The organism is Cytophagales bacterium (assembly GCA_033344775.1).
In the GTDB taxonomy this organism is placed as follows: domain Bacteria; phylum Bacteroidota; class Bacteroidia; order Cytophagales; family Cyclobacteriaceae; genus JAWPMT01.
The window spans coordinates 410,965-430,546 of sequence record JAWPMT010000006.1 but is presented as its reverse complement, the minus strand read 5'-3'; the positions used below and the strand labels follow the sequence as shown (position 1 = coordinate 430,546).

Below are 19,582 nucleotides of genomic sequence, written 5' to 3'. Positions count from 1 at the left end.
ATGTACGAAAAACTTGAGGAATGTCCACTCTGTGGTTTTAGCAGTCATTCTAATCATATCATTGTAGACGATCATAGTCACAGCAAGGAAAGCTTTGCTATCGTCCAATGTCAAAAATGCTTACTGCTATATACAAATCCACGTCCAGACAAAGAAGCAATAGGCGCCTATTATGAGAACGAGAATTATATCTCTCATACTGATAATAGTAATAACCTTACCAATCTAATCTACAAGGTGGCACGGCATTTCACTCTGAATTGGAAGAAGAGGCTGATAACTAATTACAGTACTGAAAAACGAATGCTCGACTATGGCTGTGGAACAGGTGATGTATTGGCTCATATGAAGCAGAGCAATTGGGAGACTACTGGAGTAGAGCCTAGTGAAAGTGCAAGAAATAAAGCCATCAGCAAGGGGCTTACCGTATATCCCGAATTGACCAAAGACCTTAAAGAGAAGTATAATGTCATCACTGCATGGCACGTGGTGGAGCATATTCATGATTTGATAGACACCATTCGAGCACTACGAAAACTATTAAAGGACGATGGTAAACTATTAATAGCAGTGCCAAACTGTGCCTCATATGATGCGCAACATTATCAGGCATATTGGGCAGGATATGATGTCCCCCGACATTTGTACCATTTCACACCAGAAACGATGCAGGCTCTAGCCACCAAGACCAAAATGAAGATTCAGGAAACCATTCCAATGAAATTAGATGCTTTCTATGTGTCCTTGTTGAGTGAAAAGTACATTGGCAACAAATTAGCTATGTTACGTGGTTTCAAAACCGGACTTAAATCCAATCAAAAAGCGAAACAAACAGGTAATTATTCCTCCCTTATTTACGTTTTAACGAAGTGAGATCATTCTTAAAATTCATCATCCCATTCATTCTGATCATTCCTTTTCTTAATGAATGTGCAAGCCCTATATCTGTATCCGGTGGACCTAAGGATACCATACCTCCAACTTTATTAGAGTCCGTTCCGGAGATGCAAGCCATCAACTTTAAGGACAATATTATCCGACTCACTTTCGATGAGTTTGTAACAGCAGATCAGCTCAAACAAAACCTGATCATTACCCCATCTACCGAAAACAAATACGTAGTTCAAACCAAGAAGACCAGCGTCATCATTAAATTCGAAGAGCCCTTTGAAGACAGTACCACTTATACTTTTAACTTCTTCAAAGGCATTACGGACATCACTGAAAAGTCACCAGCAGAAAACCTGGTACTTCCATTTAGTACAGGACCTGTTATCGATTCATTGATTGTATCAGGTAGCATAAAAGACTTGCTAACACAAGAAGTCGAAGAAGGCATGACCATTGGTCTTTATACCCTTCATGACTCCTTGAATTATGCCAAAGAAAAACCAAGGTATTTTATCAACTCGAATGAGCAAGGATTCTTTCAGATCACCAATATAAAATCAGATCAATACAAACTCTTTGCCTTTAAAGATGAAAACAGTAATCTTCTATTTGATGCAGCGACGGAGAAACACACCTTCATACCTGACACGATCAACTTGCTAGCCAACTATGATACTATCCAACTAAATACCATTCTTCTCGATATTACTGAACCAGAATTACTGACCGGTAGACCCGGAGGTAAATACTTTGAAGTACGTTACAACAAAGCTTTGACTTCCTACCAGGCAGTAACTTCAGATTCATTGTATGAGATCTATCATCGATTGAATCCCGATGCTGCCTCTCTGCGATTTTATCCTCAGGCTCAATATCCGGACAGCCTGGCTGTTTACCTCACTGCGTCCGACACCTTACAACAAGTAACACAAGATACGATCTACATTAAGTTTAATGAATCATCTAAGAAGCAAGAGAAATTCACACTTACTACTACACCTAAACCAAATTCCTCCTTACCAGATTCTGTAAAGATCCAGGTGGCTTTTAATAAACCTGTTGTTTCATTTGATCAAAACGCATTTACTATCAAAGGTGATTCATTACTCACAGTACCCTTGAGTTACTACAATCCTGAATTCTCATTAAATCATGACAAGACCAATCTTACCATTCAATATGTATTTGATTGGAAACAGTATTCAGATTCTGTGGCAAGCATCATTAATCAATCCCTTCCAGATTCAGTAACACAGGTCATTGATTTCAATAGATTCACTTTCCATGCTAACAAGGGAGCAATCATTTCCATAGAAAGAGATTCATCGGAAGTTATTGAAAATAATTATTCCGTTATAGAGGAAATAGAAACTGGTATGATTGGATTTTCTATTCAAATAGATCAACCTAGTTACTTTGTGGAATTGATTGACAAGAAATATAACGTCATTGCTACCAAAGGAAATACACCTAAAGGAACCTTTACAAGGATTCCTCCAGGTCAATACTCACTACGGGTTTTAATTGATTCCAACAACGACGGAGAATGGACCTACGGCAATTTCAATCTTAATCAGGCCCCAGAACCTGTTAGACTATATCCTGGCTTTACCGAATTAAGGGCTAAATGGGAGATCAATATTGACAACTTTGTTATTGATAACCTGTGAATAACCACATGACATCCTGTGAATAATAGGGCATTTATTATTTCAGCCTTTTCTCACACCTTGCTTCCGTTCATAACATCTCCCTAAATATAAAATTTCATCACCCCGATGTAGATAACCTTAATTTCACTTTACCCACATTCAACTTATTCACTTCCACACACTAAATATTAAAAGCTTGATTTTCAATAGAATAAAGTGGATATAACATGTGTATAAACGCCAGGCAATTGGTGTTAATGAACATTCGGATAATACAAATCTAATTTTGATGACTTATTCACAAATCCACAGTCCTAATAATGAATAATACTTCTTTAAAAAAAACCTTATAATATTAAACTAGTATAAGAATTTGTGGATAAGATAAACATGAGGTACCTCGTCGTAATCATTTGCCTATTTATAACAACTGGTCTTGTTGCGCAGCGAAAAAATAGTCCGGCGCAAATCGAGCAAAATGTCCAGCTGGGTAATGAGTACTATGTGAATGGAGAGTTGGAAAAAGCTGAGGCGCTTTACAAAGACCTGGCCAAACAACGACAAGCCATTCCGGGTATTCACACCAACTATTTTAGTTTACTGGTCAATCAGCAGCGTTTCAAGGAGGCGGATAAATATTTGACCACTGCCCTGAAATATTATCCCACCAATTATCAATATCGCGTTGATCAGATTTTTCTATACGCTTCGACAGGAGAAGAACAAAAACAAAAAGCGGCCTTTCAGGCTTTGAAAAAACAACTTGAGACAAATCAATATCAATTGACATTTCTGGCTCAAAGTTTCGTGACCAAGGAGCTGTTTTCGTATGCGATTGACTTCTTGCATCAAGCCCGAAAAATTAACGGCCGCCCTGCGGCCTACGCGTTGGACCTTGCGACTGTGTATCGGATGACAGATCAGAAACAGCTCATGGTCGAGGAGTATCTGTACTATGCCTTAGCGAATCCCAGCAATCTGAATTACATCAAAAATATTTTTCAAAATCTCTTCGCCGATGAAGAAGACCTGGCCTTCTTAGAGGAGACCCTGATCCGAAAAATTCAAAAGGAGCCTGAGGTTTCCGTGTACAGCGAACTGCTCATTTGGATCGAGCTCCAGCGCAAAAATTTTTACGGCGCTTTTCTACAAGCCCGAGCGCTGGATCGCCGGACCGGCTCCGCCGGTGATGAGTCCATTAAAATCGGCCGGATTGCGATTGACAACAAAGCATGGCAAGATGCAGTCACCATTTATGAATATGTAGTGAAAACGTTCGGCAAATCTTACAACTATGGAAAGGCACGTCGAATGTTGATCGTAAGTAAGGAAGGCTTGGTCAAGAGCACATTCCCCGTGGACAAAGTAGCCATTCGAGCACTCACCATTGAATATCAAAGATTGTACGATGAATTAGGTGCCAGCAAAATCACCATGGAAGGAATGCGAAGCAAAGCACTACTTCATGCGTTTCATTTGAGCGAGATGCAGATCGCCATTGATATCCTGGAGGACATCATCGCCATTCCACGAGTAAGCCCGATTCTCATATCTAGAAGTAAACTCGATTTGGGAGACATTTATCTTTTACAAGGAGATCCCTGGGAAGCTTCGCTGCTTTATTCACAAGTAGAAAAACTGAATAAAGAAACCCTGGTTGGATACGAGGCGAAATTGCGAAATGCAAAACTCAATTATTACACGGGTTATTTCGCCCTTGCTTTGAGCCACATCGATATTCTGAAAAGAGCCACGACACGGGAAATTTCGAACGATGCGATTTCTCTCAGCCTGCTGATTAACAATAATACGATACTGGATACATCAGATTTCGTAATGAAAAAATTTGCGGACACGGAATTGCTGCTATTCCAAAATAAAAACGAAGAAGCCATCGCTTCATTCAAAGAATTGATTGATCAAAACCCAGGACATTCCATTGTTGATGAATCTTACTGGAGCCTTGCCAAAATTTACCGGGAGCTAGGTCAGTTCGATCAGTCTGTCGAATACCTGGAAAAACTACTTCAGGAATATGGCTATGATATCCTGGCAGATGATGCCGCTTTTGCAAAAGCTGAAATTCTGGAAAGGAACATGGGCAAGACAGAAGATGCACAAGAACTCTACCGCACGTTCCTCACTGAATATCCTGGAAGTATGTACGCCGCTGAAGCGAGAAAAAGATTCCGTCAGCTGCGGGGAGATATTTTGAATTGAACTCCCTTTCAGATTGACAAGGCGTCCCTGAACCTGTCTCGATAGCACTTTCTATTGTCAGATTGGCTAGGCGCCCCCGAGCCTGTCGAAATCACACCAACACAATCTTCGGAACAGGATTCATGATCGAAGGATCGGGGGAGAAGTGCTTGTTGAAGAATCCATTCAAAATATCCTGGGTCTCGTTCGAGAGTAAAGGAAGCATATCATCCACTGCCTCATTGCTGACCATGTAAGGAGGAATTTGCGAACTCAACTGCTTTCCGCGACAATGTGCGTAGATCTGGTATTCGGTTAAGTCCGTCACTTTGGTTCCTTTGACCAGACAAGAAGAAAGACACTCGTCCACATTGAAGTTGCCCTCTTCATCTACCAGCACAATGCGACTCTGCGTATGTTGTGCAAAATACTGATCCATCGCTTCCAATGATTTTTTTGAAAAGGACTCCCGGATCTCCAAAGCACAGTTCATGCAAAGCGCATAATCGAAAATGACATCTTTGGCTTTGTAACCTGGATAATTACGAAAAGCTTTCTCAATCACATAATCACAATCATCATCAAGTGGTCGTTCGCACTCAATGCATTTTTTGAACAGATCGTCTGATTCAAATGAGTAGAATAAAGGAGGAATGGATTGCGCCATGAATTGTCGTCTTCTAAAGTAAAATTAAAAAGGTGAGACTTAACAAGCATGGCCACAAAAGCTAAAACTTCAAAAAATAGTATGCATGCATACTATTTTTGTTATCTTTGAAATCTCCACATCCGCGAGTTGGAATTAAAACGTGAAGAAATGAAGCGAGAAGAAACGGTAGACTATAACATCAAAGCCACCTGGCATGCAATCTCCAGGATGTACAATCAGTACGGTGACAAATTTGACATCACTGCTTCGACTGGTTTTGTGCTACTCAACATTGACTTTGACAATGGAACACCTGCCACTAAGATCGCCCCTCAGCTTGGATTAGAATCACGTAGCCTTACCCGGATGTTGAAAGCGATGGAAGAAAAGGGCTGGATCTATCGCGAAAAAGATCAGGAAGACGGACGATCGGTTCGGGTATTGTTGACAGAGGAAGGCAAGCGAAAAAGAGAGATCTCAAGAAGATCGGTAAAAGAATTTAATCAACGCGTACGAGCAGTCGTCTCCGACGACAAGCTTCGAACCTTTCTGGAAGTCATCCAGGCCATCAACACTGTCATTGACGATAAAAATCATTTGCATACATTTATACAGGAACTAGAATATGAAACGAGCAATTAAAAAGGCAGCAGTTTTAGGCTCCGGAATTATGGGGTCAAGAATCGCTTGTCATTTTGCCAACGTTGGTATCGAAACGGTTCTGCTGGACATTCCTCCGAGGGAGCTCAATGCAGCAGAAGAAGCCAAAGGTCTTTCGTTGGATCACCCCTCTGTGCGTAATCGGATTGTAAATACTTCCTTACAAACAGCATTTAAAGCCAAGCCTGCGGCGCTCTATAATAAAAAGAGTGCTTCGCTGATCACCACCGGCAACTTTGATGACAACATGGACCTCATCAAGGATTGTGATTGGGTGATCGAGGCAGTGGTGGAAAATCTGGATATCAAAAAATCACTATTCGAAAAAGTAGAGCAACACAGAACGCCCGGATCACTGATCACGAGTAATACTTCCGGAATTCCGATCCATTTAATGTTGGACGGTCGAAGTGATGACTTCAAAAAACACTTCTGCGGAACGCACTTCTTTAACCCACCGCGATACCTGAAGTTGCTAGAGATCATTCCTACTCCGGAAACGGATCCGGAAATTGTTGATTTCTTCATGCACTATGGTGACCTCTATCTTGGAAAGACCACTGTGCTTTGTAAGGATACACCAGCCTTCATCGCCAACCGAATCGGAGTGTACTCCATGATGTCGGGCATGCACGCGGTGGATAAAACCGGATTGAGTGTTGGTGAAATTGATAAACTCACTGGTCCGGTAATCGGACGCGCAAAGTCAGCAACCTTCCGTACATCGGATGTGGTTGGATTGGATACGACCGTTAATGTGAGCAACAACTTGTATGCTGCATTGAAAGATGACGAATCTCGCGACGTATTCCAATTGCCAAGAGTGGTAAAAGAAATGTCCGACAGAAAATGGTTGGGCGACAAAACCAAACAAGGTTTCTATAAAAAGACCGTAACTCCGGAAGGAAAGAAAGAGATCCTTGAGGTCGACTTGAAAACTTTCGAGTACGGACCAAAGAAAAAATCGAAACTTTCTGTCCTTGAGAAAACCAAGGATGTGGAAGATGTGAAAGAGAGATTGAGAATTGCCATCAACGCCGACGGTGTAGAAGGTGAGTTCTATCGCAGTACGTTCTTCGACCTCTTCAGATATTGTTCATTCCGAATTCCTGAAATCGCAGATGAGCTTTACCGAATCGACGGTGCAGTGGCTGCAGGTTTCGCCTGGGAGATGGGCCCATTCGAATCATGGGATGCGATGGGGACTGAAGAGATCTATAATAAAATGGTTGAAGCTGGCCTGCAACCTGCAGAGTGGGTGACGACCATGATCAATGACGGTCACAAATCTTTCTACAAATTCGAAAACGGAAAAAGACACTACTACGATATCCCAAGTAAATCGTACAAAGTCATTCCGGGAACCGAAGGCTTTATTTTCCTCGATGCGTTCAAAGACAACAATGTGGTTTGGAGCAACGACGGAACAACCCTTTACGATATTGGAGATGGCGTATTGAACCTTGAGTTCCATACCAAGATGAATTCCATCGGTGCGGAAGTGATCGAAGGCATCAATATGGCGATCGATACCGCGGAGAAAGATTTCCGAGGATTGGTTGTAGGTAATGAGAGTGCCAACTTCTCTGCCGGTGCAAACCTGGCGATGTTGTTCATGTACGCGGTAGATCAGGAGTTCGACGAAATCGACCTGATGATCCGACAGTTCCAGAACACGATGACCCGAGCAAGGTTCTCTTCTGTTCCAACTGTTGCTGCAACGGCTGGAATGGCACTGGGTGGCGGATGCGAATTGTCTTTGCACTGTGATGCCATCCAGGCACATGCGGAAACTTACATCGGATTGGTGGAAGTTGGTGTCGGTTTGATCCCTGGTGGGGGTGGAACAAAAGAGTTCACTTTGAGAGCTGCGGATGAATACATTCCTGGTGATCCGGAACTAAATACGTTGCAAGAGTATTTTATGAGTATTGCAACTGCTAAAGTCGCAACTTCGGCAGAAGAGGCCCGAGGCATGCGTATTCTGGAAGCAGCGGATAAAGTCACGTTGAACCGCACGCGATTATTGGCAGATGCGAAAAATAAAGTGATCCAGTTGGATGAGGCCGGATACACGCAACCTTCACCGAGAACAGATATCAAAGTATTAGGTAGAGGTGGTCTTGCTGCATTGATGGCTGGCGCTTCAGGCATGAGATTTGGGAACTACGCGTCCGAGCATGATGTGAAAATTGCCAACAAAGCTGCCTGGGTCATGTGTGGAGGTGATCTTTCACAATCTTCGAAAGTATCGGAGCAATACTTGCTTGATCTGGAAAGAGAAGCTTTCTTGAGTTTGTGTGGTGAGCCTAAAACTTTGGAAAGAATCCAGAGCATTCTATTCAAAGGCAAGCCGTTGAGAAATTAATTGTAGAAACAAAAAGATTTTAAAATGAACGCATATATAGTAGCTGGCTACCGATCTGCGGTTGGTCGCGCCAAAAAAGGAGGATTCCGATTTTATCGTCCCGATGATCTTGCTGCCGATGTGATCAAACACCTGGTTGATTCAGTAGAAGGATTCGATACCAATGAAGTGGATGACCTGATCGTGGGCAATGCTGTTCCCGAAGCGGAGCAAGGCATGCAGATGGGAAGAATGATCTCGCTGTTGTCATTACCGATTGGCGTACCTGGAATGATCATCAACCGATACTGTGGTTCGGGTTTGGAAGCCATTCACCTGGCTTGCGCAAGAGTGCACTCCGGAACAGCCGATTGTATCATCGCAGGAGGAACTGAGTCCATGTCAATGGTACCGATGATGGGATACAAGCCGGCTTTGAATTATAAAATTGCTTCAGAGCATCCTGAGTATTACCTGAATATGGGATTGACGGCTGAGGAATTGGCCAAGGATTATGAGATCACTGCAGACGATGCGAATCAATTTGCTGTTGCTTCTCACAACAAAGCGATCCAGGCGATCCAGAATGGTAAGTTCAAAGACGAGATCGTTCCTGTAGAAGTAGAGGAAACTTTCGTTGGACCCGATGGGAAAAGAAAACAACGAACGTTCACAGTAGATACAGATGAGTGCCCAAGACCCGGTACCACCATGGAAGGTTTGGCGAAACTTCGTCCAGCTTTCAAAAACGGAGGTCAGGTAACTGCGGGTAACTCTTCACCAACTTCTGATGGCGCTGCTTTTGTGATGGTGATGTCTGAGGCGATGGTGAATAAATACAACCTGAAGCCTATCGCCAGAATGGTGACTTACGCTACTGCAGGCGTCGACCCACGAATTATGGGTATTGGTCCGGTGGAGGCCGTGCCGAAAGCATTGAAGCAAGCTGGATTGAAACAAAATGATATTGAGCTGATCGAATTGAACGAAGCTTTCGCTGCACAATCACTGGCAGTGATCAAAGGCCTGGATCTGAACACGGATATCCTGAATGTGAATGGCGGTGCGATTGCATTAGGTCACCCACTCGGATGTACAGGGGCTAAACTGTCCATCAGTCTGCTCAATGAAATGAAAAGAAGAGATAACAAATACGGAATGGTTACTGCCTGTGTAGGAGGTGGCCAGGGTGTGGCTGGGATCTTTGAAAGGCTGAATTAACAAACAGCCCAGATCATATTAAAAAAGAAAACTCCGGCTATCACCGGAGTTTTTTTATGGCGGTTGTATTTCAATATTTTCAAGAAAAATAGAAAGCCGGCTTTGTAGAAACAGTGAGTGAAGTGCGTTTGAGAACAAATTCCCTGAAAAACCGGCTTTCAGATGGACTACCATCAACCTAAGAGCTAAATCATTCATTGCTGAATGACAAGACCAAATTAGGTATTTGTTGCAATCGATTTCATTTGTTCTGAAAGCCTAAATTTTATATCTCTTTGTAAATCAATTACTTATAATTTTATGGCTGTCGAAAAATACCCAAAAGTGGGTATAATTTTACCAGGTTTTAGGTAAGTCAATTTTAAGTCACCGGATGGTTAAGCGCAGGTAAGAAGGTTGAATTTCAGTGGAAATGATTGCTCCGGTATAAAAAGAAAGCCGGAACCGAAATAGTGAGTAAGTGGGAACCGGCCTTCAGATGGACTACCATCAACCTAAGAGCTAATGTCATTCAGATTTGAACGACAGCTTGAAGTTAAGAATACTAGAAATAGTATTTCACAACTGTTTAACATAAGAAACAGTTGCAATTGATCAATCAGCTAATAACCAGTTACTTAGGAAATGATCCGTTTTTTGTAAATACCCAAAAGTGGGTATAAAAATACCGGCAAGTGGGTACACCTGCCTGCCGGTCAAGGCATGGCTTCGACAAGCTCGGGGACTCCTAGTCAGCATAAACTATAGATTCGCTAGGCTGGAGGACGCCCAAGAACAAGAAATTTTTACGCGACTGTTTTCGAGACTAGAATGAAACGATCTGATTTTGAATGGCGTAGCGAACCAGAGAGACACCATTTTTAGCATTGATCTTTTTCATCATGTGCTTGCGGTGTGTTTGAATGGTTTGCTCGCTGAGGTGAAGTTCTTCGCTGATCTCTTTTACCGTCATCTCTTTACAGATCAATTCCAATACCTCGATTTCTCTTTTTGTCAGACTGGCCTGATCCTGATGGGTAGGTTTTTTGAAGTTCGTTCGCTGAATGTTTTGACGAAGTGCTTTTGAAACCAACTGGTTATAATAAAAGTCATTGTTCATCACAGAATGAATGGCTCTCTTTACTTCGTCGGGTTCAGCATTTTTTAGCAGGTAGCTATGGACACCTATTTCAATCAATTCTGCAATCACTTCCAAGGACTCATTCATCGAAATGATGATCACATGAATGCCAGGATATTTACTAATAATCTTTCGCGAAGTTTCCCATCCGTCCAACACGGGCATGTCCAGATCGAGTAGCACGATATCGATAGGATTTTGCTTTAGAAAATTCAAAGCTTCTTTTCCATTGGGAAAATCCGCAATGACTTCTACCTTTTCAAATCCGCCTACCATCATCGTCATTCCTTTTCGGAACAAGGTGTGATCATCAGCAATTGCCACTCGAATGGGCTTTTCTAACATACGCTCTAGGTCTTTGGCTAAATACTACCAACCTGCAAAGAACACGGTTTATTTGCAGGAACGTCAATTTCCACGAAAAATAATTTGACTAAACCGGTTCTTAGAGCCAGCGAGTACTGGTCAATGGCTAATTTAGTTGAATTACATTATTTTAATGTCTAACATATCTATTTTCAACGGCTTAACTTTCTTGTGGATACATCCGACAACCATAATCACTTCGCCGACAACCAAATGGAACATATCAATAATTTTTTCGGCGACATGGACCTATTCTTATTGGATTTGTTGCTCAAGGGGCGTATTGAAGCTGGAAAAATCTTAGACATTGGTTTTGGTACCGGCCGGAATCTTATTCATTTTTTGCAACGACCGGAATTTGAAGTACACGGTATTGAGTCCGATCAATCTTGCGTAAGCCTTATGCAAATGATGGTCGCAAGTTTTGAAAATCAGCATCCGGACAGGTTTCTGCCTCGATCTACAACTCAATTGCCATATCCTGAAAAGTTTTTCGAAACCGTGATTTGTGCTCGAGTGTTCCACTTTCTGAATGATCAGGAAAAATGGACGGCCTGGGAAGCTATAAGTAAGGTACTTGTCCCTGGAGGAGTGCTTTACCTGACCTCCAATTCCCTGGTGAATTTCGAGACACGATCTGTGGCTACTAAAGATGGTAAACATACTTTTCCGGATGAAACCACAGGCTACTTTCTGTCCAGTACACAATTGGACCGAATGGTCAAGGACCCGAAATTTGAACAAATTGAACCTGTTAGACACATCCAATATGACAACCGACATGCGGAAACCATTTTGGTCCTCCAAAAGAAATAAATTTCTTTTGTTTGCAGCGATAGCTTTCGTGTGTCAGTCCTGTTCACTGGATCAGGATAAATCGATCGCTCTGGAAGACATTGATTTTGACACCAGAGACGATACCGAGTTGTTTTTCAAAAATATTCGTCAATCGTCCTATCATTTGGAGGAAAACAAACCAGCCAGTATCAATATTTTTCGATTGAAGGACAATCCTCTTGATAGCAATTCTCTCGAACCTAATCCGATCATCATTCATCATTGGTTGCGCGACAAAGCGTACCTCTGGCTGGAGATCGGAGGTGTGAGCAACTTTGACGAACCACTGGAATTTACGGTCGCTTACCCGGAAAGTGAAGAGGTGCTTAAGTTCGATGGCGCTTCTCCGAAAAACCATACAGAAGTAGCATTGGCACTGTTCAATGCCTGCTTGTCTGAAGCGACAATTACTTGTAATGGCAATAAAATTTTGGCACCGAACACCTCATCCAAAACCAACTACCAGCTGATAATGAATGACTATTTCCGCTTATTGGGCCTAAAATGAGGTTTTTTGTCAGCTATAAGTCATTTGATCCAGGGACAAACAACCGTTTTAGTTGTTATTAACGTACTGAAATCAAAGACCTATAGACAGAGCTATGAAAACTTTTATCAACGTATTTATTCTGACAGTAATTGTCAGTCCAGTTTTTTCACAAGAACATACAGCAGACAACCAATATGCCTGCAAGGCAGACGAAATTGCTTTTGATGGCAATGACCTGGTAAGTTATCAGGGAGAGCAAGTACTGAAAGGAAAAGAAGAGCACACATATGAATATGAGGGATTGACGCTAAGGTTTGCCTCTTGGACCAACATGGACAAATTTGTTGAAAACCCTAAAAAGTATCTACCAGCATATGGCGGTTGGTGTGCGATTGCTGTTGCTAATGGCACCTTGACGAAACCAGATTTTTCTCATTTTCAGATCCAGGATAATAAGCTCTACTTTTTTGAAGTAAGGGCATTTTTCAATGGCCAAACTGCCTGGAACAGAGATCCGGATATTAACAAGATTGTGGCAGACAAGAAATATGAGCAATTGACTCAACCTTGATTTAATCAAAAGAACCATGAAAATAAAAAAGTCCTGCTTCGTTTATCGTAGCAGGACTTTTTTATGCTTATACCTTAGCGTGTAAATATGAGGGCGCTTAAGTGCGAAGTTTGACGCGCTACTTATTCAAATTCCTTAACACTTTGACCCGACCTCTGATCTCATGTATGGTTTCTTTTGAAAGCTCCATGTAGATCCGGAAACTTTCATTGGCTTCCAGCTCCTCGTTGATCAGCATGTCAAATGCTTTGTTCTGTGATTGCTGAATACCTTTGATCTTTTCAATTCCCTCTGCAGATGTTTTGAAATTAGTGTTTTTCATTTCCATCAATTCTCTGTAGAAAATATCGACCCGATCTTTCTTTTTCTGGGTTTGCCATTTGGACAAGGAGATCAAGGCACTGACAATCGCAATGGCTATTGAAAAAAGTACACCCACTAATTCTGCATACCTTTCGAAAAACCCTGGCTCATCCCTATCGAGAAAAACACGGGCGCCTTCATGAAGTGGGAAGCTGATCTGCGTCCGATCAAAATTTTCGTCCAGACCAGTATAGATCAACGGACTCAAATTGATGAAATCTTGCTTTTCATTGAAAATGGTTCGGGTGAGATCGTAGGCAAAACTTTCTCTTAGTCCTGCACGCACAATGAGCAACGCGTCAGAAGCAACAGTTACAATTGGTTTATCTGTGATGTCTCGATAACTCGTTTCAGGAATCACAAATGGATGCACTTGAGGAAATCGTAAGGAAATTGCATCTACAATAGAGCCTTTGCCATAGTTGTCTAGCTGATCGAGCGAATAAAGTTTGAAACCCTTCAATGTAGCCAGGTTTTTTAGCTCAACAATATCAGTGAACCCTATTAGCACCTCTGTACTTGCACTAAAGACATCATTGGCAATTGTAAATTTTGATCGGTCGAGATCAAAAAACTCAAACATGTCTTCCATGAAAAGATGGCTTCCAGTTCCCTTCTCTCCGATAAATACACGTTTTCCGTAAAGTAATTCTTCAAAATTCTGAGGCTCTGGTCCACCGTTATCCTGATAGAATATATGTAGCACTTTTGGATAGAATGTAAGAATAGTGCGTACATCATCTCGGAAAGGAACAAAATTCTCTATAAGTGCGATATCAGCTACGCCATCTGCAATACTGTCGAGGTTTGCGAAACTTCCACCCGCGTTTACCAGTTCTATTTCTACATTATGGTTACGTTCCATCACTGTTTTGATGGCTTGGGAGATAGCTCCATCAGGTTCATCCGTGGATACGAAGAGGCGATATTTGATCTTTTCCTGTTTACAAGACCCAGCAATAAGCAAGGTCAGGAGAAAAAGCAGATAGATTGGTCGTTTCATTTAAAGCTAATTTTAGGCAGGTTTCCGCAAATCGCTGAAAATCAGAGATACTCGAGACTTAGCTAACCTAAGTAAAAAACAGAGTACGGGAAAAAGTGATTCACCTGTATAGTAAAAATAAAATGTATATTTAAATAATTTGTCGTCTATACGGGCTAATGGGTAACTTTGCACGCTTGCCGCGACACGATAGAAAAATATTAGGCGCCTTATGAAAAAATCACCTTTGAGTGAAAGGTTAAAGTACAGGTTTGACAACTTCATATCACAGGGTACTGTGCCGATGATATCGGGTCTCGGAGTTTTCTCGCTGGTTTTTGTAGTAGTCTTTGCCGGACTCTTACTTGCTTTTGGACTTCATCCTGATCATACCGAACAAGGATTTAACTTTTTTGATTCTATTTGGGTCAACCTCACGCACGTTCTTGATCCAGGCACCGTAGGCGAACACCTCGAAAACTGGCCATTCCGAATATTCATGATGCTCGTGACTGTCATAGGCCTGGTAGTGATCTCCACCCTGATTGGTCTGGTATCGAACGGTATCCTTACGAAACTCGAAGAGCTTAGAAAAGGTCGTTCATTTGTAATCGAAAATGATCATGTCTTGATTCTGGGATGGTCTTCAAAAATATTCACCATTATTTCAGAGCTGGTCATCGCAAACGAAAACCAGAAAAGAGGTGTAATCGTGATCCTTGCTGATAAGGACAAGGTGGAAATGGAAGATGAGATCCGAGACAAAGTAGGAAGCACGAAAAATACGGACGTGATCTGTAGAACGGGTAATCCAATTGATGTGCATGATTTGTACATCGCTAACCCATTCGATACGAAATCAATTATCATTCTTGATAAGGATAATGAGAACTCAGATTCTCAAACCATCAAAACCATTGTGGCCATTGTGACCAACCCTGATCGTAGGGAAGAGGCTTACCACATTACGGCGGAGATGGAAGATAAAAAGAACTTCGAGGTAGCCAAGATGGTCGGTAAGAATGAAGTTGAGCTGATTCTTTCCGATGAGATCATTTCGAGAATCATGGTACAGACCAGCCGTCAGTCTGGTTTGAGTGTGGTTTACATGGAATTGATGGACTTTGATGGTGCGGAAATTTATTTCATGGAGGAGCCTACGTTGGTAGGCAAAAGCTTCCGTGAAATTCTGTTCGCCTACGAAGACTCTGCAATCATGGGTATCCAGTTTGCTGATGATCACGTGGAGATCAATCCACCAATGGATACTATTTTCCAACCCGGTGACCGGGTCATTGGAATTACAGAGGATGATGATACGTTGATCCCAAATTCGCCGAAAAGTCTGGCCATGGATGAAGCCAGGATCGTATATACCGAGCCTGACGAAAGCCATAAAGAAAGAATTCTGATTGTAGGTTGGAATAACCGTGCCCAGTACATCATCAGAGAACTTGACTATTATGTTCCTCCAGGTTCAACTGTAGAAGTCGTTTCGAAGTTTGACGATGCGGAAAGAACGGTTAAGAAGATGCAGAAGAGGGTGAAGAACATCAGCCTGGAGTTTGAGGTACAGGATACGACGGATCGCGAGACCTTGGAAAACATGCACCTGGAGCGATATGACTATATCATTCTGTTGTGCTACCAAAACTATTACCCGATTCAGGAAGCAGATGCACAAACGTTGATTACCCTGCTGCACCTTAGAAACTTTACAGAGAAGCACGGACACACTTACAAAATCGTGAGTGAGATGCTGGACATCCGAAACCGACAGTTAGCGGATATTACCAGTGCAGATGACTTCATTGTAAGTGACAAACTCGTGAGTTTGTTGATGAGTCAGGTGAGTGAGAACAAGTTCCTGATGCGTGTGTTTGAGGATCTTTTCGATGCGGATGGATCAGAGATCTACATCAAGCCGGCAAAAGAATATGTTCAGGTAGGAGATCCGATCAACTTCTATACGATCATGGAATCTGCCGCGAGAAAGAACGAAGTTGCTATTGGCTATAGAATAAAGAAGGAGGCCCGTGATGCAAACAAGCAATACGGAGTGTATGTGAACCCTAAAAAATCAGAGCAGTTCACGTTGACAGAAGATGATTTAGTGATCGTTCTATCGGAGGATTAAGCGTTTAGTCCAATTGATTTTCCTTCTTTTACCCTTATCCCTAAAGGGAAGAAGGAAAATAACTAAGCATAATCCTAAAAGCTTTCGTTTAGCGCAGCCCGAATTTGTTTCATAGCACGCTTTCTATAAAGTTTAGTGCTATGGACCTTTCTTGGAATCCTTTCAATGTACGCAAGCACATTAGATTTTTCAGGATCGTCCAGGATCTTCACTCTTTCGAGAATTTCGCTTTCCAGATTTTGAGTAATCATATCTGTGGTGGTTTGCTAAGTAATTTAACGGCAGACCTTTAAACAGGTTTTAGCCGCTTGTTGTGAAACCATTAAGCCTATAGTAAGGTTTTGGTGTGCAATTAACCTCCAGAAAATTTCCGTAGCTTTATCCCAGAATTTTTTACCCCAAATTTGATGAGTTCAATTTCCCCCGCTGTAGCGGCATTTATGGAGAAGGTTTCCTATAGAAATGCCCATGAACCTGAATTTTTACAGGCTGTTCAGGAAGTAGCAGAAACGATCATCCCTTTCGTGGAACAACATCCTGAATATCAATCGGCCAATTTGCTGGAAAGAATTTGTGAGCCAGAACGAGTGATCATGTTTCGGGTTCCCTGGATTGATGATCAGGGAAACTATCAGGTCAATCGAGGTATTCGCGTGCAAATGAATTCTGCGATTGGACCTTACAAAGGAGGTTTACGGTTCCACCCCACGGTAAACTTGAGTATCTTGAAATTTCTCGCTTTTGAGCAGGTATTCAAAAACAGTCTGACAACTCTCCCACTTGGAGGAGGTAAAGGCGGTAGTGATTTTGACCCTAAAGGAAAGTCCGATGGTGAGGTCATGCGTTTCTGCCAGAGTTTCATGACTGAATTAAGCAAACACATCGGTGGTTTTACGGATGTACCAGCCGGAGATATCGGAGTAGGAGCACGAGAGATCGGCTATATGTTTGGTCAGTACAAGCGATTGAGAAATGAATTTGTAGGCGTATTGACCGGAAAAGGCCTTACTTATGGCGGAAGCTTGATCCGCCCCGAAGCAACTGGTTATGGTGTCGTGTATTTTGCTAATGAAGCCATGAAAGCGCATGGTGATGGACTGGAAGGTAATCGGTGTGCTGTATCCGGTAGTGGTAATGTGGCACAGTTCACCATTGAAAAACTCCTGGAATTTGGTGCAAAACCCGTGACTGTTTCGGATTCTCAGGGTTTTGTGCACGATCCTGATGGAATAGATGCTGAAAAACTGGCTTATATCAAGGAACTGAAGAATGTGAAGCGTGGAAGAATCAGAGAATATGCAAATGAGTTTGGCAACGCTAAATTTCATGAAGGCATGACACCCTGGAATGCAGAAGTGGACCTGGCTTTTCCTTGTGCCACGCAAAATGAATTGCCAGACTATGATGCCGAGACGCTGATCAAAAATGGATGCAAGGGTGTATTCGAAGGAGCAAACATGCCTACGACTGAAAAAGCATATCGTGCCTTGAAAGCTGCAAATGTGATTTTCACTCCAGGTAAAGCGTCAAATGCTGGTGGTGTAGCTACCTCTGGGCTAGAAATGACACAAAACTCGCAACGACTCAACTGGAGCCGTGAAGAAGTAGATCAGAAATTGCAATCGATCATGAAGGACATTCATGAAAACTGCAAACAACATGGAAGTGGCTCGGGACCGATAGATTATGTCAAGGGAGCAAACATTGCCGGCTTTGTGAAAGTAGCAGATGCCATGCTTGCACAAGGGAATGTTTAACAAATAGTGATCTGCCCTACTTTGTCAATAGATAAATAGTTGATTGTCACACTGGGGCGCTCGCCAGCCTGCCGGCTAGGCAGGAAGTGTAGACAATCACTTCTGCTTTTCTTAAACTTGATAAAGTAGGGTTAAATAAACCATGGAGTTCTATATTTGCAGTCCAATAAACCTGATACAATTATGTTGATGCTCGGTTTCATCTTCTTTCTTTTTGTTTTGGCCATTGTATGCCCATGGATTATTCCTAACAAAAAGGTAAGTGATCACAAGAAGGATCACGTTTAATTCGAAATATCCATATTTCAAAGAAATTTCTACGCCTCACAGCTTTATGTTGTTGAGGCTTTTTGTTTCTTATCAATTCTCGGATTCAACTTGATTGGTTATGAATTCAAGGATTTGATGAAAATACTTATTACCTCCTGTTTCGTTGAGACCAAAATGACCTCCTCCTTCCACTAAGACCCACTTTTTGTCCCTGGTCAATAAGTTGTTGTAAAGATCTTTTCCGTATTGAAAAGAAATATTCTCATCACTATCTCCATGAGCAATTAGCACCGGCCTATCAATCTTTCTTACAGATTGAATTGGTTTGACATCTTTGATTTTGAAATCTGCCAATTTTTCAGCTTCACGCATCGATTTTTGCATGTAATAACCAAGTGGAAGGTTGATCAACCTTCGTTGATAATCAATCATGATTTCTTCCAAATCACGAAATGTGCTTTCGATTACCCCAAAAGTGATTTCATTCTCTTGCTCCATCGATTGAAGGGCAATGGCTCCCCCTAGTGAGTTTCCCCAGATGCCGATCTTAATCGAATCGTTTTGCAACCGAATTCGGTCAATGATTATATCAATATCATTTTTCTCCTTAAATCCGTAAGTGGTGAATTGACCTTCACTTTTTCCGTGAGCACGTAAGTCAAAAAGGATTGATTCATACCCTTGATTATCCATTTGTTTTGACAATCCAAAAAAATGTTCTTTGCAACCACCAATTCCGTGTACAAAGATGATAATGGCTTTGGGCACATTGCTTGTATGAACCCAGTATCCATCAAGTTCAATACTATCTGCTGTTTTGATCGACAGGTTCTCAGCAACTAATCCGAAATCACCGGGATTTATATCTTCTGTAATTCTGTAGGGTTGAATCAAAGCATATGGAATGACATGCTTCGATGCAAACTCCAGTCCAATAATTACGGTGAGGAAAACAAAGAGAATAGAAATGAATAGGTACTTTTTCATAGTGCTAATGCACTATTTGACAACCAAAACCCGGATAAAGTTATGCTTACAAAGAATCTGAACAGAAAAAAACAGGAATAGGT

The 19,582-nt window shown here is 41.9% G+C and carries 15 protein-coding genes; 11 read left to right on the top strand and 4 right to left on the bottom strand.

The features are described 5' to 3' along the window. The 3 genes from R8G66_31625 (at position 1) to R8G66_31615 (ending at position 4,763) form a co-directional block, all read left to right on the top strand. The gene (locus tag R8G66_31625) at positions 1-873 is read left to right on the top strand and encodes a class I SAM-dependent methyltransferase (GenBank protein MDW3196970.1); all 873 of its coding nucleotides are present in this window, start codon (positions 1-3) and stop codon (positions 871-873) included. Then, positions 870-2,561, top strand: coding sequence for an Ig-like domain-containing protein (locus tag R8G66_31620; GenBank protein ID MDW3196969.1), 1,692 nt, complete (start codon positions 870-872; stop codon positions 2,559-2,561). The genes R8G66_31625 and R8G66_31620 overlap by 4 nt, the downstream gene beginning before the upstream one ends. 372 nt (positions 2,562-2,933) lie before the next feature. Further along, on the top strand, positions 2,934-4,763 hold the full coding sequence (locus R8G66_31615; protein MDW3196968.1) for a tetratricopeptide repeat protein: 1,830 nt from the start codon (positions 2,934-2,936) through the stop codon (positions 4,761-4,763). A 91-nt stretch (positions 4,764-4,854) separates the two neighbouring features. Here R8G66_31615 and R8G66_31610 read toward each other — a convergent pair whose 3' ends face one another. Beyond that, positions 4,855-5,409, bottom strand: a complete 555-nt coding sequence (locus tag R8G66_31610; protein MDW3196967.1) for a hypothetical protein — start codon at positions 5,407-5,409, stop codon at positions 4,855-4,857. 150 nt (positions 5,410-5,559) lie between these two features. On the opposite strand from R8G66_31610, the gene R8G66_31605 reads away from it, so the two are divergent. Genes R8G66_31605 through R8G66_31595 form a run of 3 tightly spaced genes read left to right on the top strand, consistent with a single transcriptional unit; the run spans position 5,560 to position 9,619 of the window. Beyond that, the gene (locus tag R8G66_31605; GenBank protein ID MDW3196966.1) at positions 5,560-6,033 is read left to right on the top strand and encodes a MarR family transcriptional regulator; all 474 of its coding nucleotides are present in this window, start codon (positions 5,560-5,562) and stop codon (positions 6,031-6,033) included. Next, positions 6,017-8,419: a 3-hydroxyacyl-CoA dehydrogenase/enoyl-CoA hydratase family protein gene (locus tag R8G66_31600; protein MDW3196965.1), complete on the top strand. Its 2,403-nt coding sequence runs from the start codon at positions 6,017-6,019 to the stop codon at positions 8,417-8,419. Before R8G66_31605 ends, R8G66_31600 begins: the two co-directional genes overlap by 17 nt. Before the next feature lie 24 nt (positions 8,420-8,443). Beyond that, positions 8,444-9,619, top strand: coding sequence for an acetyl-CoA C-acyltransferase (locus R8G66_31595; protein ID MDW3196964.1), 1,176 nt, complete (start codon positions 8,444-8,446; stop codon positions 9,617-9,619). Between the two features lie 805 nt (positions 9,620-10,424). Here R8G66_31595 and R8G66_31590 read toward each other — a convergent pair. Then, positions 10,425-11,084 carry a response regulator transcription factor gene (locus R8G66_31590; GenBank protein MDW3196963.1) on the bottom strand — a complete coding sequence of 220 codons (660 nt, stop codon included), beginning with the start codon at positions 11,082-11,084 and terminating at the stop codon, positions 10,425-10,427. A gap of 234 nt (positions 11,085-11,318) precedes the next feature. Between R8G66_31590 and R8G66_31585 the strand changes: the two genes are divergently transcribed. The 3 genes from R8G66_31585 (at position 11,319) to R8G66_31575 (ending at position 13,003) form a co-directional block, all read left to right on the top strand. Next, positions 11,319-11,921, top strand: a complete 603-nt coding sequence (locus R8G66_31585; GenBank protein MDW3196962.1) for a class I SAM-dependent methyltransferase — start codon at positions 11,319-11,321, stop codon at positions 11,919-11,921. Between the two features lie 7 nt (positions 11,922-11,928). Further along, positions 11,929-12,450 (top strand): hypothetical protein, encoded by a 522-nt coding sequence (locus R8G66_31580; GenBank protein ID MDW3196961.1) that lies wholly within the window; start codon positions 11,929-11,931, stop codon positions 12,448-12,450. Between the two features lie 94 nt (positions 12,451-12,544). Beyond that, on the top strand, positions 12,545-13,003 hold the full coding sequence (locus R8G66_31575; GenBank protein MDW3196960.1) for a YHS domain-containing (seleno)protein: 459 nt from the start codon (positions 12,545-12,547) through the stop codon (positions 13,001-13,003). Between the two features lie 118 nt (positions 13,004-13,121). Here R8G66_31575 and R8G66_31570 read toward each other — a convergent pair whose 3' ends face one another. Then, entirely contained in the window at positions 13,122-14,369 is a 1,248-nt protein-coding gene (locus R8G66_31570) for a TAXI family TRAP transporter solute-binding subunit (protein ID MDW3196959.1), read from the bottom strand. A 211-nt stretch (positions 14,370-14,580) separates the two neighbouring features. On the opposite strand from R8G66_31570, the gene R8G66_31565 reads away from it, so the two are divergent. Beyond that, a complete protein-coding gene (locus R8G66_31565) occupies positions 14,581-16,485 on the top strand; it encodes an NAD-binding protein (GenBank protein MDW3196958.1) in 1,905 nt (634 codons plus the stop codon). Between the two features lie 407 nt (positions 16,486-16,892). Continuing rightward, positions 16,893-18,242 (top strand): NADP-specific glutamate dehydrogenase, encoded by a 1,350-nt coding sequence (gene gdhA / locus R8G66_31560; GenBank protein ID MDW3196957.1) that lies wholly within the window; start codon positions 16,893-16,895, stop codon positions 18,240-18,242. 360 nt (positions 18,243-18,602) lie between these two features. Here gdhA and R8G66_31555 read toward each other — a convergent pair whose 3' ends face one another. Beyond that, positions 18,603-19,499 (bottom strand): alpha/beta fold hydrolase, encoded by an 897-nt coding sequence (locus tag R8G66_31555; protein MDW3196956.1) that lies wholly within the window; start codon positions 19,497-19,499, stop codon positions 18,603-18,605. Between the last annotated feature and the right edge of the window lie 83 nt (positions 19,500-19,582).